Genomic DNA, 20,515 nt, shown 5'->3' on the forward strand with positions numbered 1-20,515 from the left:
GCTTTTTGGAGAGTTTTTTATGGCAGGTCATAGTAAATGGGCCAACACCAAACACCGCAAAGCGGCACAGGATGCTAAACGCGGTAAAATCTTTACGAAAATCATTCGCGAGCTGGTCACCGCAGCCCGTCTGGGCGGCGGCGATCCGGCTTCCAACCCGCGCCTGCGTGCGGCCGTTGATAAAGCGCTGTCTAACAACATGACCCGCGACACCCTGAACCGCGCCATCGCGCGCGGCGTCGGCGGTGATGAAGACGCGAACATGGAAACCATCATTTATGAAGGTTATGGCCCTGGCGGCACCGCGGTGATGGTGGAATGTCTGTCCGACAACCGTAACCGCACCGTTGCGGAAGTGCGTCACGCCTTCACCAAAACCGGTGGTAACCTCGGTACCGACGGCTCCGTCTCCTACCTGTTCAGCAAAAAAGGCGTCATCTCCTTCGAGAAAGGCGATGAAGACACTATTATGGAAGCGGCGCTGGAAGCGGGTGCAGAAGACGTGGTGACCTATGACGACGGCGCCATCGACGTCTACACCGCGTGGGAAGAGATGGGCGCCGTGCGCGACGCGCTGGAAGCCGCTGGCCTGAAAGCCGACGCTGCTGAAGTGTCGATGATCCCGTCCACCAAAGCGGATATGGATGCCGAGACGGCGCCGAAGCTGCTGCGTCTGATCGATATGCTGGAAGACTGCGACGACGTGCAGGAAGTGTACCATAACGGCGAGATCTCCGACGAGGTCGCAGCCACGCTGTGATGCTGTCGCATCCACGATTAACCGGAGGCGCGTGATGGCTATTATTCTCGGCATTGATCCGGGGTCGCGCGTCACCGGTTATGGCGTGATCCGCCAGGTCGGACGGCAGTTGAGCTACCTTGGCAGCGGGTGCATCCGCACCAAAGTGGACGATCTGCCGTCGCGGCTGAAGCTGATTTACGCCGGGGTGACGGAGATCATCACCCAGTTCCAGCCCGACTATTTCGCCATAGAGCAGGTCTTTATGGCCAAAAATGCCGACTCGGCGTTAAAGCTCGGGCAGGCGCGCGGGGTGGCCATCGTCGCGGCGACCAATCAGGCGTTGCCGGTGTTTGAATACGCCGCCCGCCAGGTCAAGCAGACCGTTGTCGGGATTGGCAGCGCCGAGAAGAGCCAGGTCCAGCACATGGTGCGAACCCTGCTCAAACTGCCCGCTAACCCGCAGGCGGATGCGGCGGATGCGCTGGCGATTGCCATCACTCATTGCCACGTTAGCCAGAATGTCGCTCAAATCAGCGAGACCCGGCTTAATCTGGCGCGAGGGCGCTTACGATAATCGCAAATCAGGCTGGATATCTATCCAGCCTTTTTTTATGATACCGCCAGATACTTAGACCATAACGCAGGAGCCCCATGTGATAGGCAGACTCAGAGGCATCATTCTCGAAAAACAACCCCCGCTGGTGTTGCTGGAAACGGCGGGCGTCGGCTATGAAGTGCATATGCCCATGACCTGCTTCTATGAGCTGCCGGAGGCCGGGCAGGAGGCAATTGTCTTCACTCATTTTGTGGTGCGTGAAGATGCCCAGCTGCTGTATGGTTTTAACAACAAACAGGAACGAACGCTGTTTAAAGAGCTGATTAAAACCAACGGCGTGGGGCCCAAGCTGGCGCTGGCGATCCTCTCCGGCATGTCGGCGCAGCAGTTCGTCAATGCCGTTGAACGGGAAGAAGTCGCCTCGCTGGTGAAACTGCCGGGCATTGGTAAAAAAACCGCAGAACGCCTGATTGTCGAAATGAAAGACCGCTTCAAAGGCCTGCACGGTGATCTGTTCACCCCGGCGGCCGATCTGGTGCTGACCTCGCCGGCAGGCCCGACGGCAGACGATGCCGAACAGGAAGCGGTTGCCGCGCTGGTCGCGCTGGGCTATAAACCGCAGGAGGCCAGCCGGATGGTAAGCAAGATTGCGCGTCCGGACGCCAACAGTGAAACGCTAATCCGCGAAGCGCTGCGCGCCGCGTTGTGAGGTAAGGGATGATTGAAGCAGACCGGCTGGTATCGGCAGACAGCAGCGGCTTTGAAGAGGCTGCTGACCGCGCCATCCGCCCAAAATTGCTGGCAGAGTATGTCGGTCAGCCGCAGGTGCGCTCGCAGATGGAGATCTTTATCCAGGCGGCGAAACTGCGCGGCGACGCCCTCGATCACCTGCTGATTTTTGGCCCGCCAGGGCTGGGCAAAACCACCCTGGCCAATATCGTCGCCAATGAGATGGGGGTGAATCTGCGCACCACCTCCGGCCCGGTGCTGGAGAAGGCCGGCGATCTCGCCGCGATGCTCACCAACCTCGAACCGCACGACGTGCTGTTTATCGATGAGATCCATCGTCTTTCGCCGGTGGTGGAAGAGGTACTCTATCCGGCGATGGAAGACTACCAGCTGGATATTATGATTGGCGAAGGTCCGGCGGCGCGCTCCATCAAAATCGACCTGCCGCCGTTTACCCTGATCGGCGCTACTACCCGGGCCGGTTCGTTGACCTCGCCGCTGCGCGACCGCTTCGGCATTGTGCAGCGTCTGGAGTTCTACCAGATACCCGATCTACAGCATATTGTCAGCCGCAGCGCCCGTCATATGGGGCTGGAGATGAGCGATGAAGGCGCGCTGGAGGTGGCCCGCCGTTCACGCGGTACGCCGCGTATTGCTAACCGTCTCCTGCGCCGGGTGCGCGACTTCGCGGAAGTGCGCCACGACGGCACCATCTCTGCCGATATCGCCGCCCAGGCGCTGGATATGCTTAATGTCGATGCGGAAGGGTTCGACTATATGGACCGTAAACTGCTGCTGGCGGTGATAGATAAATTCTTTGGTGGGCCGGTGGGGCTGGATAACCTCGCCGCCGCGATCGGCGAAGAGCGGGAAACCATTGAAGATGTACTGGAGCCTTATCTCATCCAGCAGGGATTTCTGCAGCGTACGCCGCGCGGAAGAATGGCGACGGTGCGCGCCTGGAATCACTTCGGGATTACACCGCCGGAAATGCCGTAGCGTGTTGCGGTGGTGCAGGTAGTGAGGAAGCCCGGTCAGCAGCGCGACCGGGCTTTTTCATTATTAGCTGGCGGCTTTTTTCGTCATGCTGAGAATAAACAGTACGGCGGCACACAGCACCACCGACGGCCCGGCCGGGGTGTCGTAGAAGGCCGAGAAGGTCAGCCCGCCGGTGACGGCCAGCATGCCCACGCCCACCGCCACGGCGGCCATCTGCTCCGGTGTGCGGGCAAAACGGCGGGCGGTGGCGGCCGGGATAATCAGCAGGGAAGTGATGATCAGCGCCCCGACGAACTTCATCGCCACCCCGATAGTCAGGGCGGTGACCAGCATCAACAGCAGCTTGACCCGCTGCAGCTTCACGCCGTCGACAAACGCCAGGTCCGGACTGATGGTCATCGCCAGCAGATTCCGCCACTGCCAGAGCAGGATGGCTATCACAATCACCACGCCAGTGGCAATCGCGATCAGGTCCTGCGGCGTCACCGCCAGCAGATCGCCGAACAGGTACGCCATCAGATCGACGCGGACGTTAGACATCAGGCTGACCACCACCAGCCCCAGCGACAGCGCGCTGTGGGCCATGATGCCCAGCAGGGTATCGATCGCCAGATGGGGGCGTTTTTCCAGCCACACCAGCCCGCCGGCCAGCAGCAGGGTCACGGCGATCACCGCATAGAACGGATTGACGTTAAGCAATAAACCGAAAGCGACGCCGAGCAGCGAGGCATGCGCCAGCGTGTCGCCAAAATAGGACATGCGGCGCCAGACCACAAAGGAGCCCAGCGGACCGGCGGCGCAGGCCAGCATCATCCCGGCAAGCCAGCCAGGTAACAGAAGTTCAATCATTAGCGGCTGTTTCCCCGACGCAGTACAATTCGCCCCTGAAGATCGTGGCGGTGATTATGGTGGTGGCGGTAAATCCCCAGCTGTTCCGCGCCGCGCGGGCCAAACATGGAGATAAACTCCGGGTGCATGGAGACGACCTCCGGCGCGCCGGAGCAGCAGATATGCTGGTTCAGGCACAGGACTTCGTCGGTTTTAGCCATCACCAGATGCAGGTCGTGCGATACCATCAGCACCGCGCAGTCCAGTTCATGGCGCAGTTGATCGATTAGATCGTAGAGCGCCACCTGGCCATTGACGTCAACGCCCTGGGTTGGCTCATCCAGCACCAGCAGCTGCGGGCGGTTGAGCAGGGCGCGGGCCAGCAGCACGCGCTGGGTTTCGCCGCCGGAGAGCTTTTGCATCGGCGCGTCAATCAGATGCCCGGCCTGCACGCGCTTCAGCGCCGGCAGGATGTCGTCTTTGTGAGTGCCAGGACGCAAACGCAGAAAGCGGCTGACGGTCAGGGGCAGCGTGGCGTCCAGATGCAGTTTCTGCGGCACATAGCCGATCCGCAGGCGTGCTTCCCGCTTGATCACACCCTCTGTCGGTGCTACCAGCCCGAGAACCACCCGTACAAGGGTCGATTTGCCGGCGCCATTCGGGCCCAGCAGCGTTAATATTTTGCCTGGCGTAAGAGCCAGCGAGATGTCAGACAGCACGCGGCGTTGGCCAAAGGCCACCGAGACATTTTCCAGCGTTACAAGGTTTGTCATAGTAATTTAGGGGTTGCACAAGCTAGTGAATGTTATAATATCACATCACACTCACTCGTTTCGATGACTAGACGCATTATGTTACATAAAAATACGCTTCTTTGCGCTGGACTTAGCGCTGTTTTTTTGTTCGCGCAGGTACCGCAGGCCAGCGCCGCTGTGGTCACCTCCATGAAACCGCTGGGCTTCATCGCTGCCGCCATCGCCGATGGGGTTACCGAGACTCAGGTACTGCTCCCTGATGGTGCCTCCGAGCATGATTATTCTCTCCGTCCTTCTGATGTAAAACGCTTACAGAACGCAGACTTAGTGGTATGGATTGGTCCGGAAATGGAAGCCTTTATGGATAGGTCGACGCAAAGCATTGCGGCGAATAAAAAGGTGACGATTGCCGAACTGGATGGAGTCAAACCGCTGCTCATCACCGGCGCGGACGACGATGACGATCATGCGGGTCATGACCATGGCGCAGCAGAAAAAAGTGACGGCGATCACCATCACGGTATTTACAATATGCATCTGTGGTTATCCCCAGAGATAGCGCGGCTTTCGGCGGTTGCAATCCACGATAAATTATTGGAACTTATGCCGCAGAGTCGAGCCAAACTCGACAGCAACCTGCAGCAGTTCGAGGCCGCGCTGGCGGAGACCGACAAGCAGGTGAGCAATGAGCTGGCACCGCTGAAAGGAAAGGGCTATTTCGTTTTTCATGACGCCTACGGTTACTTTGAAAAACACTACGGTTTGACCTCGCTGGGGCATTTTACCGTCAACCCTGAAATACAGCCCGGTGCGCAGCGTTTACACGAAATCAGAACACAACTGGTTGAGCAGAAAGCCACTTGCGTTTTTGCTGAGCCACAGTTCAGGCCAGCAGTTATCGAAGCTGTTGCCCGGGGCACGTCTGTGCGCATGGGAACCCTGGATCCGCTGGGGACAGGAATTACGCTGGGTAAAACGAGTTACCCGCAATTCCTCACCCAGCTGGCAAATCAGTATTCGAGCTGCCTGAAAGGAGATTAACGAGGAAGTGAATACGTGCAACAGATAGCCCGCGCTGTCACTCAGGCATTCAACAATTTGCCACGACCTCATCGCGTCATGTTGGGGTCGCTTAGCGTTCTTACCTTAGCGGTCGCCGTCTGGCGACCCTACATTTACCACCCGGAATCCGCTCCCATCGTCAGAACCATTGAACTGGAAAAAAGCGAGATCCGCTCCCTGCTGCCGGAAGCCTCCGAGCCGATCGACCAGGCCCCACAGGAAGAAGAAGCCATTCCTCAGGATGAACTCGACGAAAAAGCCGATACCGATGCCGGCGGGCACGAATACGTGGTGTCGACCGGCGATACGCTCAGCAGCATTCTGAACCAGTACGGTATCGATATGGGCGATATCGCCCAGCTCTCCTCCGCCGATAAAGAACTGCGTAACCTGAAGATTGGTCAGCAGCTCTCCTGGACCCTGACCGCCGATGGCGATCTGCAGAGTCTGACCTGGGAGATGTCCCGCCGCGAAACCCGCACCTATACCCGTGTGGATAACGGTTTTAAAATGAGCAGCGAGCTGCAGAAAGGCGACTGGGTCAACAGCGTGCTGAAGGGCACCGTCGGCGCCAGCTTTGTGTCCAGCGCGCGTGATGCCGGGCTGACCAGCACGGAAATCAGCGCGGTGATCAAGGCCATGCAGTGGCAGATGGATTTCCGTAAGCTGAAGAAAGGCGACGAATTTTCGGTATTGATGTCGCGCGAAATGCTCGACGGCAAACGTGAGCAAAGCCAGCTGCTGGGCGTGCGTCTGCGCTCCGATGGTAAAGACTACTTTGCTATCCGCGCCGAAGACGGCAAATTCTACGACCGCAACGGGACGGGGCTGGCGAAAGGCTTTATGCGCTTCCCGACGGCGCGTCAGTTCCGCGTTTCCTCTAACTTTAACCCGCGTCGTCTCAATCCGGTGACCGGCCGCGTCGCACCGCACCGTGGCGTCGATTTCGCGATGCCGCAGGGAACGCCAGTGCTGGCGGTGGGCGATGGCGAAGTGGTGGTGGCCAAGCGCAGCGGCGCTGCCGGCTATTATGTTGCGATCCGCCACGGTCGTACCTATACCACCCGCTATATGCACCTGCGTAAACTGCTGGTGAAGCCGGGGCAGAAAGTGAAGCGCGGCGATCGTATTGCGCTGTCAGGGAATACCGGTCGCTCTACCGGGCCGCACCTACACTATGAAGTGTGGATCAACCAGCAGGCGGTCAACCCGCTGACGGCGAAACTGCCGCGTACCGAAGGGCTGAGCGGGTCCGATCGTACCGATTACCTGGCGCAGGTCAAAGAGGTCGTTCCGCAGCTGCGGTTTGACTAACTGCCGGTCAGTGGAAAGCCGGTGCCTCAGGGCGCCGGCTTTTTCTTTTGTAGGTTATCCAACGTCTCGCTACACTATCCCATTATCTTGATTAAGCAGTCGACCTGCGGATTGGGCATGGAAACGAAAAAAAATAATATTGAGTTTATCCCTAAGTTTGAGAAATCCTTTTTACTGCCGCGCTACTGGGGCGCGTGGCTGGGCGTCTTTGCCTTCGCTGGCATCGCGCTGACGCCGCCTTCCTTTCGCGATCCGATCCTTGGCAAACTCGGTCGCTTCGTAGGACGTCTGGCAAAAAGCTCGCGTCGCCGGGCGCAGATTAATTTGCTGTACTGCTTTCCGGAAAAAAGCGAGCACGAGCGGGAGGCTATCATCGACGCCATGTATGCCTCGGCGCCACAGGCGATGGTGATGATGGCTGAGCTGGGTCTGCGCGATCCGCAGAAAATCCTTGCCCGCGTTGACTGGCAGGGCAAAGAGATCATCGACGAGATGCAGCGCAATAACGAGAAGGTGATTTTCCTCGTTCCACATGCCTGGGGCGTGGATATTCCGGCGATGCTGATGGCCTCCGGTGGGCAGAAGATGGCGGCGATGTTCCATAACCAGGGTAACCCGGTGTTCGATTACGTGTGGAATACCGTGCGCCGTCGTTTTGGCGGGCGTATGCACGCGCGCAACGATGGGATCAAACCGTTTATCCAGTCGGTGCGCCAGGGCTACTGGGGCTACTATCTGCCCGATCAGGATCACGGCGCCGAGCACAGTGAGTTTGTGGATTTCTTTGCCACCTACAAGGCCACGCTGCCGGCGATTGGCCGTTTAATGAAGGTATGCCGCGCCCGCGTGGTACCGCTGTTCCCGGTCTACGATGGCAAGACGCATCGCCTGACGGTGCTGGTCCGTCCGCCGATGGACGACCTGCTGGACGCTGACGATACGACGATTGCCCGGCGAATGAACGAAGAGGTGGAGGTGTTTGTTAAGCCGCATACCGAGCAATATACCTGGATCCTGAAGCTACTGAAGACGCGTAAGCCGGGTGAAATCGAGCCCTACAAGCGCAAAGAGCTGTATCCGAAGAAAAAATAAAAAAAGCCTCCGTCAGGAGGCTTTTTTGTCGCTGGCGGCGCTTATTCTACGGTGAGGATACGCGTAGTGTTGGTGCTGCCGATGGTGCTCATCACGTCGCCCTGGGTCACAACCACGAGGTCGCCAGTGACCAGGTAGCCTTTGTCCCGTAGCAGATTGACGGCATCGTGCGCGGCGGCCACCCCGTCATTCTGGCTGTCGAAGAATACCGGCGTTACCCCGCGGTAGAGCGCGGTCAGGTTCAGGGTGCGTTCGTGACGGGAAAGGGCGAAAATCGGCAGGCCGGAACTGATGCGCGAGGTCATCAGCGCGGTACGGCCCGATTCGGTCATGGTGATGATGGCGGTGATGCCTTTCAGATGGTTGGCGGCGTACATTGCCGACATGGCAATCGCCTCTTCCACGTTGTCGAACTGGACGTCCAGACGGTGTTTGGAAACGTTGAGGCTGGGGATTTTTTCGGCGCCCAGACAGACGCGTGCCATCGCGGCTACCGTTTCTGACGGGTACTGACCGGCCGCGGTTTCCGCGGAAAGCATCACCGCGTCGGTGCCGTCCAGCACGGCGTTGGCCACGTCCATGACTTCCGCGCGGGTCGGCATCGGGTTGGTGATCATCGACTCCATCATTTGGGTAGCGGTTATGACGGAACGGTTCAGCTGACGAGCACGACGAATCAGCGCTTTCTGGATACCAACCAGCTCCGGATCGCCGATTTCGACACCGAGGTCGCCGCGCGCAACCATCACCACATCGGAGGCGAGGATCACGTCGTCCATCGCGTCCTGATCGCAGACCGCTTCCGCACGCTCAACTTTGGCGACGATTTTCGCATCGCAGCCGGCATCGCGCGCCAGGCGACGGGCGTAGTTGAGGTCTTCGCCGCAGCGCGGGAAGGAGACGGCGAGGTAGTCGACGCCGATTTTAGCGGCGGTGACAATATCGGCCTTGTCTTTGTCAGTCAGCGCTTCGGCAGACAGGCCGCCGCCCAGTTTGTTGATCCCTTTGTTGTTAGACAACGGGCCGCCGACGGTCACTTCAGTGAACACTTTCATCCCCTGCACTTCGAGGACTTTCAGCTGCACGCGACCATCGTCGAGCAGCAGGATATCGCCCGGCACGACGTCCGCCGGCAGGCCTTTGTAGTCGATCCCGACTTTCTCTTTGTCGCCTTCGCCTTTACCCAGGTTAGCGTCTAGCAGGAATTTATCGCCAATATTGAGGAAAATTTTGCCTTCTTTGAAGGTCGATACGCGGATTTTTGGTCCCTGGAGGTCGCCGAGGATGGCTACGTGACGGCCCAGTTTTGCCGCAATCTCACGCACTTTATCGGCACGGAGCTGATGATCTTCCGGGGTGCCGTGAGAGAAGTTCATACGTACTACGTTTGCGCCCGCGGCGATAACTTTTTCCAGGTTGTTATCGCGGTCCGTTGCTGGGCCTAAGGTAGTGACGATTTTGGTTCTGCGAAGCCTTCTGGACATGTAATACTCCGTTGACTGATACAACTTTGGTGTTGCGTGAACATGGATTCGGTAGCGCCAGCCTGCAACGTCGCACAGCCGGATCGTTATCGAAGGTGTAATGGGGTACTGCTTGTTATCAACTTTTATTGATTATCACTGGGTACGAACGGTTCTTTATCAAAACGCGATTCCTTCAGCGCTTCCTTGACCCTCTTCAAGTTATCTCTGAATTTTGCCCCCCGGCGCAAGGTAAAGCCTGTCGCTAGCACATCAATGACGGTCAACTGGGCCAGACGGGAGACCATCGGCATATAGATGTCGGTATCTTCCGGGACATCAAGGGTAATGGCGAGCGTGGCTTCCCGGGCCAGCGGCGTACCGGCGGAAGTGAGGGCGATCACCATGGCATCGTTTTCACGGGCCAGCTGCGCCAGCTCCACTAGGCTCTTGGTTCTTCCGGTATGCGAGATAATCACCACCACATCATCGTCATCGCAATTCATACAGCTCATGCGTTGCAGGACAATGTCGTCGGAATAGATGACCGGCACGTTAAAGCGGAAAAACTTGTTCATCGCGTCATGAGCGACCGCTGCGGAGGAACCCAGACCGAAAAAGGCGATTTTTTTCGCCTGGGTCAGCAGATCCACCGCGCGGTTCACCGCCGACATGTCGAGGGAATGGTGGGCCTGGTCTAAACTCGCCATGGCCGATTCGAATATTTTTCCCGTGTATGACTCAACGCTGTCGTCTTCATCAACATTCCGGTTAACATAGAGCGTGCCGTGCGCGAGGCTCTGGGCAAGATGCAGTTTGAAGTCGGGAAATCCACGGGTTTCCAGACTGCGACAGAAGCGATTGACGGTGGGTTCGCTCACCCCGGCCTCAAGGGCGAGGGCGGCGATGCTCGAATGAATGGCCTGTGCGGGGGCGGCAAGGATCACTTCCGCCACTTTGCGTTCAGATTTGCTAAGGTGTTCCAGTCGGGACTGGATTTTTTCCAGCATGTTCATTAGTAACAGGGCGCTCATCAATGGAAACGATTTCATTAATCGGTGAAATCATCGGGCGTTTTAGCAAGAATATACCCCTCCGCAAGCGCCAGCGGTGAGGAATGACGTGAAATAATGTTGTTTTTTTTCATTACATGATCAGAGTCGTATTTTACTGACCTGAACCAGGCACAAACAACGAACAATCACGGCCAGATGCCCAAATCATCAGCGAATGTTTTCACCCTGTGCGGTTTTACCGCCGCAAACCGAGGGGAAGGCTTTCGGGAAATACGTAAACACAGTACAGTGCAGTGTAAGAAAATTACAAATATAGCCTGGCAAAAGCACCAGACTATCAACTGAGGAGAATGACATGGCGGTAACGCAAACGGCCCAGGCATGCGACCTGGTCATTTTCGGCGCGAAGGGCGACCTGGCGCGACGTAAATTGTTGCCTTCCCTGTATCAGCTTGAAAAAGCGGGCCAGATCCACGCTGACACCCGTATCATTGGCGTGGGGCGTGCCGACTGGGATCGCGCGGCTTACACCAAAGTCGTGCGCGAAGCGCTGGAAACCTTCATGAAGGAAAAAATTGATGAAGGTTTGTGGGATTCCCTGAGCGGACGTCTGGAGTTCTGTAATCTTGACGTCAATGACACCAGCGGCTTCACTCGCCTGGGCGAAATGCTGGATCAAGAGAACCGTGTCACCATCAACTATTTCGCCATGCCGCCGAGCACCTTTGGCGCAATTTGCAAAGGGCTGGGCGAAGCGAAGCTCAATGCCAAACCTGCGCGCGTGGTGATGGAAAAGCCGCTGGGCACCTCGCTGGAAACGTCCCGTGAAATCAACGACCAGGTCGGCGAGTTTTTTGAAGAGTGCCAGGTCTATCGTATCGACCACTATCTCGGCAAAGAGACGGTCCTCAACCTGCTGGCGTTGCGCTTTGCCAACTCCCTGTTCGTCAATAACTGGGACTGCCGTACCATCGATCATGTTGAAATCACCGTGGCAGAAGAGGTGGGCATTGAAGGGCGCTGGGGTTACTTTGACCAGGCCGGGCAGATGCGCGACATGATCCAGAACCACCTGCTGCAGATCCTGTGCATGATTGCCATGTCGCCGCCGTCCGATCTCAGCGCCGACAGCATCCGCGATGAAAAGGTTAAGGTACTGAAATCCCTGCGCCGCATTGATCGCTCCAATGTGCGTGAGAAAACCGTTCGCGGCCAGTACACCGCCGGCTTTGCCCAGGGCAAAAAAGTGCCGGGCTACCTCGAAGAAGAGGGCGCCAACAAAACCAGTAACACCGAAACCTTCGTGGCGATCCGCGTCGATATCGATAACTGGCGCTGGGCTGGCGTACCGTTCTATCTGCGTACCGGCAAACGTCTGCCAACCAAATGCTCTGAGGTCGTGGTTTACTTCAAAACGCCGGAACTTAACCTGTTTAAAGAAACCTGGCAGGAGCTGCCGCAGAACAAGCTGACCATTCGTCTGCAGCCGGACGAAGGGGTGGATATCCAGGTACTGAACAAAGTGCCTGGACTCGACCATAAGCATAACCTGCAGATCACCAAGCTGGATCTGAGCTACTCCGAAACCTTCAACCAGACGCACCTGGCCGATGCTTATGAACGTCTGCTGCTGGAGACCATGCGTGGCATCCAGGCGCTGTTTGTGCGTCGTGATGAAGTGGAAGAGGCGTGGAAGTGGGTGGATTCCATCACCGAAGCCTGGGCTGCCGATCGCGATGCGCCGAAACCGTATCAGGCCGGGACCTGGGGACCGGTTGCGTCAGTGGCGATGATCACCCGCGACGGCCGTTCGTGGAACGAGTTTGAATAAGCCTGCGGGCTAATCCGTCAGGGTTATTTTACCGGTAACATGATCTGACGCAGAAAGTCGCATGCTTTTTAATCTTTTAAGCCCCGTGAGGATTCACCCACGGGGCTTTTTTTATTACACTGCTTTCAGACATTTTGCCCCTGAGCGCTGGTGTTGGTGGCCTTTAGCACAAAAATACGTCATCACGCAGCGGCCGGACAGATAAAAATTTGAGGAGCCTTTATGAATCCGACAATGTTACGGGTAACAAATCGCATTATCGAACGGTCGCGTGATACCCGCGCGGCTTACCTCGCAAGGATTAACCAGGCTAAAACCGACACCGTGCATCGTGCGCAACTGGCCTGCGGCAACCTGGCTCACGGTTTCGCGGCCTGCCAGGCGGAAGACAAAGCCTCCCTGAAAAGCATGTTGCGCAACAATATCGCCATCATCACGTCCTACAACGATATGTTGTCCGCTCACCAGCCCTATGAACACTATCCGGACATCATCCGTAAAGCGCTGCATAGCGCCAATGCGGTCGGCCAGGTGGCCGGTGGCGTGCCGGCGATGTGCGATGGCGTAACCCAGGGGCAGGACGGGATGGAGCTCTCTTTACTGAGCCGCGAAGTGATCGCCATGTCCGCTGCCATTGGTCTGTCGCATAACATGTTCGACGGCGCGCTGTACCTCGGCGTGTGCGATAAAATTGTCCCCGGCCTGACCATGGCAGCGCTCTCTTTCGGCCATCTGCCGTCGGTCTTTATTCCGTCCGGTCCAATGGCCAGCGGCCTGGCTAATAAAGAGAAGGTCCGCATTCGCCAGCTGTACGCGGAAGGTAAAGTGGATCGTATGGCGCTGCTGGAGTCCGAAGCTGCCTCGTACCACGCGCCGGGGACCTGTACTTTCTACGGCACGGCGAATACCAACCAGATGGTGGTCGAGTTTATGGGCATGCAGCTGCCGGGCTCCTCTTTTGTCCATCCGGATGCCCCGCTGCGTGAAGCGCTGACCGCCGCCGCCGCGCGCCAGGTCACCCGCATGACCGGCAATGGCAACGAGTGGATGCCGCTGGGGAAAATGTTCGACGAAAAAGTGGTGGTCAACGGTATCGTGGCGCTGCTGGCGACCGGGGGGTCCACCAACCACACCATGCACCTGGTGGCGATGGCTCGCGCGGCAGGGATCATCATTAACTGGGATGATTTTTCCGACCTGTCCGACGTGGTGCCGCTGCTGGCGCGCCTCTATCCCAACGGCCCGGCGGATATCAACCACTTCCAGGCAGCGGGCGGCGTTCCGGTACTGGTGCGCGAACTGCTGAAAGGCGGCCTGCTGCATGAGGATGTTCACACCGTAGCCGGCTTCGGTCTGTCACGCTACACCCTGGAGCCATGGCTGAATAACGGCGAGCTGGACTGGCGTGAAGGGGCGACAGCGCCGCTGGACGACCAGGTCATCGCCACTTTCGAAAAACCGTTCTCCCGTCACGGCGGCACCAAAGTGCTGAGCGGTAACCTGGGACGTGCGGTGATGAAAACCTCAGCCGTTCCGGTAGAGAACCAGGTGATCGAAGCGCCGGCGGTGGTGTTCGAGAGCCAGCACGACGTGTTGCCAGCCTTTGAAGCGGGTCTGCTGGACAAAGATTGCGTAGTGGTGGTCCGTCATCAGGGACCAAAAGCGAACGGGATGCCAGAATTACATAAACTTATGCCGCCACTTGGTGTATTATTGGACCGCCGTTTCAAAATAGCGCTGGTGACCGATGGCCGACTCTCTGGCGCCTCCGGTAAAGTCCCCTCAGCCATCCACGTCACGCCTGAAGCGTACGACGGTGGGCTGCTGGCGAAAGTGCGCGATGGCGATCTTATTCGCGTGAACGGGCAGACGGGGGAACTGACGCTGCTGGTGGAGGATGCCGAACTGGCGGCGCGTCAGCCGCATATCCCTGACCTCAGCGCGTCGCGCGTGGGAACCGGTCGGGAGATGTTTGGGGCGCTGCGTGAGAAGCTCTCTGGCGCGGAGCAGGGCGCAACCTGCATCACTTTTTAAGACGATTTAATTTCTAGATCTGGCGAGAGAAAATCCTGATGAAAAACTGGAAAACAACAGCAGAAGCAATCCTCACCTCCGGTCCGGTTGTCCCGGTTATCGTAGTGAAAAAGCTGGAGCACGCGGTACCGATGGCGAAAGCGCTGGTCGCGGGCGGCGTGCGCGTGCTGGAAGTCACCCTGCGCACCGAGTGCGCCCTGGAAGCGATCCGCGCGATTGCTAAAGAAGTGCCGGACGCGATTGTCGGCGCGGGCACAGTCACCAACGTTGAGCAACTGAAAGCGGTGACGGAAGCTGGCGCGCAGTTCGCTATCAGCCCGGGGCTGACCGAATCCCTGCTGAAAGCGGCGACCGAAGACGGCACCATTCCGCTGATCCCGGGGATCAGCACGGTGTCCGAGCTGATGCTGGGTATGCAGTATGGTCTGAAAGAGTTTAAATTCTTCCCGGCGGAAGCCAACGGCGGCGTGAAAGCCCTGCAGGCGATTGCGGGTCCGTTCGGCCACATTCGCTTCTGCCCGACCGGCGGTATCTCTCCGGCTAACTACCGTGACTATCTGGCGCTGAACAGCGTGCTGTGCATCGGTGGTTCCTGGCTGGTGCCAGCCGACGCGCTGGAAGCCGGTGACTACGATCGCATCACCACCCTGGCGCGTGAAGCGGTGGAAGGCGCGAAGTAAACGGCGCCTCAAGGTCAACAACCCGGTCAGCGGCAACGCGACCGGGTTTTTTTGTCTTTAGCCTTCGACGATGACCGCAGCGGCGGCGGTTTTAGCCCGTACTACAGCCTCCTCAACCGAATCGGCAACGGCGAGGGTCACCCCCAGGCGGCGGGTGCCGTCGATCTCCGGCTTGCCGAACAGACGCAGCTGCAGGCCAGCCCCGACGGCTGACTGTAGCTGGCCAAAGCGGACGTTCTGGCTGGTCAGCTGCGGAAGGATCACCGCGGAGGCGGCCGGGCCATACTGGCGGATGGCGCCGACGGGCAGTCCAAGGAAGGCGCGAACGTGCAGGGCGAATTCCGAGAGATCCTGCGAGATCAGCGTGACCATGCCGGTGTCGTGTGGGCGAGGGGAGACTTCACTAAAGATCACCTCGTCGCCGCAAACGAACAGCTCCACGCCGAACAAGCCATGACCGCCCAGCGCCAGCACTACCTTGCGGGCGATGGTCTGGGCACGTTCGAGGGCCAGGTCGCTCATCTGCTGCGGCTGCCAGGATTCACGATAGTCGCCGTCTTCCTGACGATGACCAACCGGGGCGCAGAAATGCACGCCATCGACGGCGCTGACGGTGAGCAGGGTAATTTCGAAATCGAAATTCACCACCCCTTCAACAATCACGCGCCCGGCGCCGGCGCGGCCGCCTTGTTGCGCATAACGCCAGGCTTCGCTGAGCTGGTCAGCCGAGCGGATAAAGCTCTGGCCTTTGCCGGAGGAGCTCATCACCGGTTTGACGATGCACGGCAAACCGATCTCGGTAACCGCCGCGCGGAAGCCGTCTTCGCTGTCGGCAAAACGATAGCGGGAGGTAGGAAGCTGCAGCTCTTCTGCCGCCAGGCGGCGAATGCCTTCGCGGTTCATGGTGAGCTTTGCCGCCCGCGCCGTGGGGACCACTTTCTGCCCGGCCTGCTCGAGTTCGACCAGGGTATCGGTGGCTATCGCTTCGATCTCAGGCACGATGTAATCGGGTTTTTCCTGTTCAATCAGGGCGCGCAGGCTCTCGCCGTGCAGCATATTGATGACGTGAGCGCGGTGGGCGACCTGCATCGCCGGGGCATCGGGGTAGCGGTCGACGGCGATAGTTTCAATGCCCAGACGCTGACATTCAATGGCGACTTCCTTGCCCAGCTCGCCGGAACCTAACAGCATTACTTTGGTGGCTGCCGGGCGCAGCGCGGTGCCTAATACAGTCATAACTCTCTTCCGCAGTAAAAAAAGATGGCCACGATTATAAACGAAAACGTTTGCGTCTGTCTTTACGCGCGTGAGTTGAGTCCGCAGAGGAAATTTGTTATACTGTATAAAAATACAGTATTGAGAGGCTGCAGCATGGCGGTTGAAATTAAATATGTGGTGATCCGCGAAGGTGAGGAAAAAATGTCTTTTGCCAGCAAAAAAGAGGCCGACGCTTACGACAAAATGCTCGATCTGGCAGAGGTGCTGAATGACTGGCTGGTGGCATCGCCGCTGGAGATGGATGACGCCCAGCGCGATACCATGGCGATGTGGCTGGCAGAGCGAAAAGAGGCGCTGCAGCATATTCTGCGCGTCGGCCGACTGCCGGAGCATGATACGCCCGCGCACGACGTCCCCGCACCGGCGGCGGCCGGCGAGACTTCTTCGGCGGATGATGACGCCGTGCCGGTTGCCAAAGCGCGCAAAGGCAAAGCGGCCTGATTAGCGGCGGCCAGCCATCGGCTGAGGGGGCAGGAAGCCGTCTGCCGCGCCCACCTTTGCGCATCTTTAGCCACGTCTAACATTTCCTGACATCGCGTCGTTTAGGCTGATAACAGTGTTTGTCACCTGAGAGGAAAACCATGGCTAACTGGCTAAATCAACTGCAGTCGCTGCTTGGGCAGAAGGGCGCGTCACCGACTGGCGAGTCGTCAACAGGAAGCGCCTTACTACCCGGCGCCATCGGTGGGCTGGCCGGACTGCTGGTGGCCAGCAAATCGTCACGCAAACTGCTGGCGAAATATGGCACCAGCGCGCTGCTGGCAGGCGGCGGGGCGGTGGCAGGCACGGTATTGTGGAACAAGTATCAGCAGAAAATGCGCGCTCAGCACACGCCCGCACCCGGATCTGTCCCTGAAACGACTGCGGTGCCGGCGGATGTCGATCCGCGAAGCGTACGGCTGATTACGGCCTTGGTGTTTGCCGCGAAAAGCGACGGCCATATTGATGACCACGAGCGGGCGAATATTGAAACCCAGCTGCGGGCGGCCAATATTGACGTTCAGGCCCGGGTATTGATTGACCAGGCGCTGGCCCAGCCGTTGGATCCGCAGCGTCTGGCAGAGGGCATTGTTGATCCGCAGGAGGCGCTGGAGATCTATTACCTCAGCTGCGCGGTGATTGATATCGACCATTTTATGGAGCGCAGCTATCTGAACGCGCTGGGAGAGGCTCTGGCATTGCCAAAAGATGTGCGGGCCGACATCGAACAGGATATCCAGTCACAAAAACAAGCGCTAAGCGGTTAAATTATCACGTTTCGCTTGCATCGCCCGCGTCTTTTGCCACCCTTATAGACACGTCATCATTCAGGCGCCACCGTGCGCCCTGAATGCACTTGTGTCACGATAAAGCAGCAGAAGAATAACATGCCACCTAAAGCCAAACGGATCCCGCACGCCATGACCTTGCATGGCGATACACGCATCGATAACTACTACTGGCTGCGCGACGATGAGCGTGCGCGACCTGACGTGCTGGAATACCTGCACGCGGAAAACGCCTACGGCAAGGAAGTGATGGATTCGCAGCTCAATCTGCAGGAACGTCTGCTGAAAGAGATTATCGACCGCATCCCGCAGCGGGAAGTCTCCGCCCCCTACAGTAAAAATGGCTTTCGCTACCGTCAGGTATATGAGCCAGGCTGCGAATACGCTATCTACCAGCGGCAGTCGGTGCTGAAAGAGGAGTGGGACGAGTGGGAAATCCTGCTCGACGGCAACCAGCGGGCGGCGAAGAGCGAGTTCTACACGCTGGGCGGGCTGGGCATCGCGCCGAACAACCAGCTGATGGCCGTGGCGGAGGATTACCTTTCCCGTCGCCAGTATGGCCTGCGTTTCTGCGATCTCAGCAGTGGGGAGTGGTATCCGGAAATTATCGAAAATGTCACCTCCGGATTTGCCTGGAGCAACGATTCACGCTTTGTGTGGTATGTGCGTAAACATCCGACTACGCTGCTTCCTTATCAGGTCTGGCGCCACACTGTCGGCACTCCGGCGCAGAACGACGCGCTGATCTACGAGGAAAAAGAGGAGACCTTCTACGTCAGCGTGCATAAAACCACCTCTCAGCAGTTCGTGGTGATTTATCTTTCCAGCGCCACCACCAGCGAAGTGCTGCTGCTCAACGCCGAGCTGCCGGACGCCGAGCCGGTCTGTTTCCTGCCGCGGCGTAAAGATCACGAATATAGCCTCGATCACTATCAGCATGCCTTCTATCTGCGATCCAACCGGGACGGAAAGAATTTTGGTCTCTACCGTACCGTACTGCGCGATGAAGAGCAGTGGACCACGCTGATCCCTCCACGTCATGACGTGATGCTCGAAGGATTTACGCTGTTTACCGACTGGCTGGTTGTTGAAGAGCGCCAGCGCGGCCTGACCAGCCTGCGGCAAATTAACCGCAAGACCCGGGAGGTAGTGGGGATCGCCTTTGACGATCCGGCCTATGTCACCTGGCTTGCCTATAATCCGGAACCCGAAACGTCGCGCCTGCGCTATGGCTATTCCTCCATGACCACCCCGGACACCCTGTTTGAACTGGATATGGATACCGGTGAACGGCGGGTCATCAAGCAGCAGGAGGTGAAGGGGCTTGACACGCGCTGTTACCAGAGTGAACACCTGTGGGTGACGGCTCGCGATGGCGTCGAAGTCCCGGTTTCGCTGGTCTACCATCGCGACCATTTTCGTAAAGGGAACAATCCGCTGCTGGTCTATGGCTATGGCTCATATGGTGAGAGTATTGATGCCGATTTCAGCGCCAGCCGGCTGAGTCTGCTTAACCGCGGCTTTGTCTACGCCATCGCCCACGTCCGCGGCGGTGGCGAACTGGGGCAGCAGTGGTATGAGGACGGTAAATTCCTGTGCAAGAAAAATACCTTTAACGACTATCTGGACGTCTGCGATGCGCTGCTGGCGCAGGGGTACGGCGATCCGCAGCTCTGCTATGGCATGGGCGGCAGTGCAGGCGGCATGCTGATGGGCGTGGCCGTAAATGAACGTCCAGAGCTGTTTCATGGCGTGATAGCCCAGGTGCCGTTCGTTGACGTGGTGACCACCATGCTGGATGAAACTATTCCGCTGACCACGGGGGAATTTGAAGAGTGGGGGAATCCGCAGGATGAGACCTATTATCGTTATATGAAAAGCTACAGTCCTTACGACGGCGTGCGGGCGCAGGCTTATCCGCATATGCTGGTGACCACCGGGCTGCACGATTCCCAGGTGCAATACTGGGAGCCGGCCAAATGGGTGGCCAAACTGCGGGAACTGAAAACGGATGATAACCTGCTGCTGCTCTGTACCGATATGGATTCCGGGCACGGCGGCAAATCCGGTCGCTTCAAAAGCTATGAAGGGGTGGCGCTCGAGTACGCCTTTTTCATCGCCCTGGCGCAGGGCACACTGCCGGGCAAAGCGGCAGTGTAGGGGCTATTCCCCGAGGTAATGCTTAAGCGTCAGGCGCAGCTCGGGGCTCATGCGGTCGAGATTGTTGAATAACCAGCGCAGATAGCCGGGGTCGTTTTCAGCAATTTCGGCGACCGCTTTACCCCGGTATTTACCGAAGGTAAAGGTAGTGAGCAGCGCCGGGCGGCCGGTAATATCGGCCATTTCGTCAGGCGTCCAGCCGGAAACGTTGATGATATCCAGCAGCAGCGCAGCAGTAATATAGCAGTCATACAGCGCGCGGTGATGATGCAGCCCCGGTGGGGTCATCACGTTTAGCTTCCGTGATTTATATAGCCCCATATTGCTGTATTTGATCCCTGGCCACAGGCGGCGGGCCAGCTTCATCGTGCAGATCCACTCGCCATGCATCTCCGGTAACACCCGGCGGTCAAAACTGGCGTTATGCGCGACATACCACGGGCTACCATGATAGTGCGGAATAATCTCCTCAATCCACGGCTTATTGGCAACCATCTCTTCCGTTATACGATGGATGGCCATCGCCTGCGGGCTGATGGGGCGATCGGGGCGCACCAGATGGCTCATCGGGTTGGTGATTTGTCCGTCGACAATATCGACCGAGGCGATTTCGACGATGCCCCCCTGCAGGCCGCAGGTTTCGGTATCAATGACGCGCAGCATGGCTCGCTCCAAAGCAAAACGATAAGCGTAAAGGAATTGACCGGT

At 58.0% G+C, this 20,515-nt stretch carries 20 protein-coding genes; 14 read left to right on the top strand and 6 right to left on the bottom strand.

Annotation, left to right across the window (positions count from 1 at the left end):
• Nucleotides 1-19 precede the first annotated feature (19 nt).
• The 4 genes from B8P98_RS10440 (at nucleotide 20) to ruvB (ending at nucleotide 3,026) form a co-directional block, all read left to right on the top strand.
• Nucleotides 20-760, top strand: a complete 741-nt coding sequence (locus B8P98_RS10440; RefSeq protein WP_002911459.1) for a YebC/PmpR family DNA-binding transcriptional regulator — start codon at nucleotides 20-22, stop codon at nucleotides 758-760.
• 34 nt (nucleotides 761-794) lie between these two features.
• Complete coding sequence (gene ruvC, locus B8P98_RS10445) at nucleotides 795-1,316, top strand: crossover junction endodeoxyribonuclease RuvC (RefSeq protein WP_025711101.1); 522 nt, start codon at nucleotides 795-797, stop codon at nucleotides 1,314-1,316.
• A 79-nt stretch (nucleotides 1,317-1,395) separates the two neighbouring features.
• Nucleotides 1,396-2,007 (top strand): Holliday junction branch migration protein RuvA, encoded by a 612-nt coding sequence (ruvA, locus tag B8P98_RS10450; RefSeq protein WP_002911454.1) that lies wholly within the window; start codon nucleotides 1,396-1,398, stop codon nucleotides 2,005-2,007.
• A gap of 8 nt (nucleotides 2,008-2,015) precedes the next feature.
• Nucleotides 2,016-3,026 carry a Holliday junction branch migration DNA helicase RuvB gene (gene ruvB, locus B8P98_RS10455; RefSeq protein WP_004148860.1) on the top strand — a complete coding sequence of 337 codons (1,011 nt, stop codon included), beginning with the start codon at nucleotides 2,016-2,018 and terminating at the stop codon, nucleotides 3,024-3,026.
• A 63-nt stretch (nucleotides 3,027-3,089) separates the two neighbouring features.
• On the opposite strand, the gene znuB is transcribed toward ruvB, so the two are convergent.
• The gene (gene znuB, locus B8P98_RS10460; RefSeq protein WP_025711099.1) at nucleotides 3,090-3,875 is read right to left on the bottom strand and encodes a zinc ABC transporter permease subunit ZnuB; all 786 of its coding nucleotides are present in this window, start codon (nucleotides 3,873-3,875) and stop codon (nucleotides 3,090-3,092) included.
• Entirely contained in the window at nucleotides 3,875-4,627 is a 753-nt protein-coding gene (gene znuC / locus B8P98_RS10465) for a zinc ABC transporter ATP-binding protein ZnuC (protein ID WP_025711098.1), read from the bottom strand. The genes znuB and znuC overlap by 1 nt, the downstream gene beginning before the upstream one ends.
• Before the next feature lie 78 nt (nucleotides 4,628-4,705).
• Between znuC and znuA the strand changes: the two genes are divergently transcribed.
• From znuA to lpxM, 3 genes are all read left to right on the top strand, one after another.
• Nucleotides 4,706-5,650: a zinc ABC transporter substrate-binding protein ZnuA gene (gene znuA / locus B8P98_RS10470; RefSeq protein ID WP_025711097.1), complete on the top strand. Its 945-nt coding sequence runs from the start codon at nucleotides 4,706-4,708 to the stop codon at nucleotides 5,648-5,650.
• 15 nt (nucleotides 5,651-5,665) lie between these two features.
• Nucleotides 5,666-6,985, top strand: coding sequence for a murein DD-endopeptidase MepM (gene mepM, locus B8P98_RS10475; RefSeq protein WP_025711096.1), 1,320 nt, complete (start codon nucleotides 5,666-5,668; stop codon nucleotides 6,983-6,985).
• A gap of 117 nt (nucleotides 6,986-7,102) precedes the next feature.
• Entirely contained in the window at nucleotides 7,103-8,077 is a 975-nt protein-coding gene (gene lpxM / locus B8P98_RS10480; RefSeq protein WP_025711095.1) for a lauroyl-Kdo(2)-lipid IV(A) myristoyltransferase, read from the top strand.
• A 41-nt stretch (nucleotides 8,078-8,118) separates the two neighbouring features.
• Here the strand turns inward: lpxM and pyk are convergent, their stop codons facing one another.
• Nucleotides 8,119-9,561: a pyruvate kinase gene (pyk, locus tag B8P98_RS10485; RefSeq protein ID WP_025711094.1), complete on the bottom strand. Its 1,443-nt coding sequence runs from the start codon at nucleotides 9,559-9,561 to the stop codon at nucleotides 8,119-8,121.
• A 125-nt stretch (nucleotides 9,562-9,686) separates the two neighbouring features.
• Complete coding sequence (locus B8P98_RS10490; RefSeq protein ID WP_167382649.1) at nucleotides 9,687-10,592, bottom strand: MurR/RpiR family transcriptional regulator; 906 nt, start codon at nucleotides 10,590-10,592, stop codon at nucleotides 9,687-9,689.
• Between the two features lie 159 nt (nucleotides 10,593-10,751).
• On the opposite strand from B8P98_RS10490, the gene B8P98_RS30810 reads away from it, so the two are divergent.
• From B8P98_RS30810 to B8P98_RS10510, 4 genes are all read left to right on the top strand, one after another.
• A complete protein-coding gene (locus B8P98_RS30810; RefSeq protein ID WP_042929057.1) occupies nucleotides 10,752-10,901 on the top strand; it encodes a hypothetical protein in 150 nt (49 codons plus the stop codon).
• Between the two features lie 10 nt (nucleotides 10,902-10,911).
• Nucleotides 10,912-12,387, top strand: a complete 1,476-nt coding sequence (zwf, locus tag B8P98_RS10500) for a glucose-6-phosphate dehydrogenase (protein WP_025711092.1) — start codon at nucleotides 10,912-10,914, stop codon at nucleotides 12,385-12,387.
• A 222-nt stretch (nucleotides 12,388-12,609) separates the two neighbouring features.
• On the top strand, nucleotides 12,610-14,421 hold the full coding sequence (gene edd / locus B8P98_RS10505; RefSeq protein WP_025711091.1) for a phosphogluconate dehydratase: 1,812 nt from the start codon (nucleotides 12,610-12,612) through the stop codon (nucleotides 14,419-14,421).
• Nucleotides 14,422-14,459: 38 nt separating this feature from the next.
• Nucleotides 14,460-15,101 (top strand): bifunctional 4-hydroxy-2-oxoglutarate aldolase/2-dehydro-3-deoxy-phosphogluconate aldolase, encoded by a 642-nt coding sequence (locus B8P98_RS10510; protein WP_002911423.1) that lies wholly within the window; start codon nucleotides 14,460-14,462, stop codon nucleotides 15,099-15,101.
• Between the two features lie 57 nt (nucleotides 15,102-15,158).
• Here B8P98_RS10510 and purT read toward each other — a convergent pair whose 3' ends face one another.
• On the bottom strand, nucleotides 15,159-16,337 hold the full coding sequence (gene purT, locus B8P98_RS10515) for a formate-dependent phosphoribosylglycinamide formyltransferase (protein WP_080896661.1): 1,179 nt from the start codon (nucleotides 16,335-16,337) through the stop codon (nucleotides 15,159-15,161).
• 135 nt (nucleotides 16,338-16,472) lie between these two features.
• Between purT and B8P98_RS10520 the strand changes: the two genes are divergently transcribed.
• The 3 genes from B8P98_RS10520 to ptrB all read left to right on the top strand — a co-directional run bounded on the left by B8P98_RS10520 (nucleotide 16,473) and on the right by ptrB (nucleotide 19,807).
• Nucleotides 16,473-16,820 (top strand): YebG family protein, encoded by a 348-nt coding sequence (locus B8P98_RS10520; protein WP_080896662.1) that lies wholly within the window; start codon nucleotides 16,473-16,475, stop codon nucleotides 16,818-16,820.
• A gap of 140 nt (nucleotides 16,821-16,960) precedes the next feature.
• On the top strand, nucleotides 16,961-17,626 hold the full coding sequence (locus B8P98_RS10525) for a tellurite resistance TerB family protein (protein WP_025711089.1): 666 nt from the start codon (nucleotides 16,961-16,963) through the stop codon (nucleotides 17,624-17,626).
• A 120-nt stretch (nucleotides 17,627-17,746) separates the two neighbouring features.
• The gene (ptrB, locus tag B8P98_RS10530; protein ID WP_080896663.1) at nucleotides 17,747-19,807 is read left to right on the top strand and encodes an oligopeptidase B; all 2,061 of its coding nucleotides are present in this window, start codon (nucleotides 17,747-17,749) and stop codon (nucleotides 19,805-19,807) included.
• A gap of 3 nt (nucleotides 19,808-19,810) precedes the next feature.
• On the opposite strand, the gene exoX is transcribed toward ptrB, so the two are convergent.
• Entirely contained in the window at nucleotides 19,811-20,470 is a 660-nt protein-coding gene (gene exoX, locus B8P98_RS10535; RefSeq protein ID WP_080924781.1) for an exodeoxyribonuclease X, read from the bottom strand.
• Between the last annotated feature and the right edge of the window lie 45 nt (nucleotides 20,471-20,515).

Origin of the sequence: Klebsiella quasivariicola (assembly GCF_002269255.1) — a bacterium.
Lineage (GTDB): Bacteria > Pseudomonadota > Gammaproteobacteria > Enterobacterales > Enterobacteriaceae > Klebsiella > Klebsiella quasivariicola.

Coding starts and splice junctions, on each gene's coding strand:
- edd (WP_025711091.1), top strand. CDS start 12,610: ATGAATCCGACAATGTTACGGGTAACAAATCGCATTATCGAACGGTCG.
- B8P98_RS10525 (WP_025711089.1), top strand. CDS start 16,961: ATGGCTAACTGGCTAAATCAACTGCAGTCGCTGCTTGGGCAGAAGGGC.
- B8P98_RS10520 (WP_080896662.1), top strand. CDS start 16,473: ATGGCGGTTGAAATTAAATATGTGGTGATCCGCGAAGGTGAGGAAAAA.
- B8P98_RS10490 (WP_167382649.1), bottom strand. CDS start 10,592: ATGAAATCGTTTCCATTGATGAGCGCCCTGTTACTAATGAACATGCTG.
- znuB (WP_025711099.1), bottom strand. CDS start 3,875: ATGATTGAACTTCTGTTACCTGGCTGGCTTGCCGGGATGATGCTGGCC.
- zwf (WP_025711092.1), top strand. CDS start 10,912: ATGGCGGTAACGCAAACGGCCCAGGCATGCGACCTGGTCATTTTCGGC.
- B8P98_RS10510 (WP_002911423.1), top strand. CDS start 14,460: ATGAAAAACTGGAAAACAACAGCAGAAGCAATCCTCACCTCCGGTCCG.
- lpxM (WP_025711095.1), top strand. CDS start 7,103: ATGGAAACGAAAAAAAATAATATTGAGTTTATCCCTAAGTTTGAGAAA.
- znuA (WP_025711097.1), top strand. CDS start 4,706: ATGTTACATAAAAATACGCTTCTTTGCGCTGGACTTAGCGCTGTTTTT.
- ptrB (WP_080896663.1), top strand. CDS start 17,747: ATGCCACCTAAAGCCAAACGGATCCCGCACGCCATGACCTTGCATGGC.
- ruvC (WP_025711101.1), top strand. CDS start 795: ATGGCTATTATTCTCGGCATTGATCCGGGGTCGCGCGTCACCGGTTAT.
- znuC (WP_025711098.1), bottom strand. CDS start 4,627: ATGACAAACCTTGTAACGCTGGAAAATGTCTCGGTGGCCTTTGGCCAA.
- pyk (WP_025711094.1), bottom strand. CDS start 9,561: ATGTCCAGAAGGCTTCGCAGAACCAAAATCGTCACTACCTTAGGCCCA.
- exoX (WP_080924781.1), bottom strand. CDS start 20,470: ATGCTGCGCGTCATTGATACCGAAACCTGCGGCCTGCAGGGGGGCATC.
- B8P98_RS10440 (WP_002911459.1), top strand. CDS start 20: ATGGCAGGTCATAGTAAATGGGCCAACACCAAACACCGCAAAGCGGCA.
- purT (WP_080896661.1), bottom strand. CDS start 16,337: ATGACTGTATTAGGCACCGCGCTGCGCCCGGCAGCCACCAAAGTAATG.
- B8P98_RS30810 (WP_042929057.1), top strand. CDS start 10,752: ATGCCCAAATCATCAGCGAATGTTTTCACCCTGTGCGGTTTTACCGCC.
- ruvB (WP_004148860.1), top strand. CDS start 2,016: ATGATTGAAGCAGACCGGCTGGTATCGGCAGACAGCAGCGGCTTTGAA.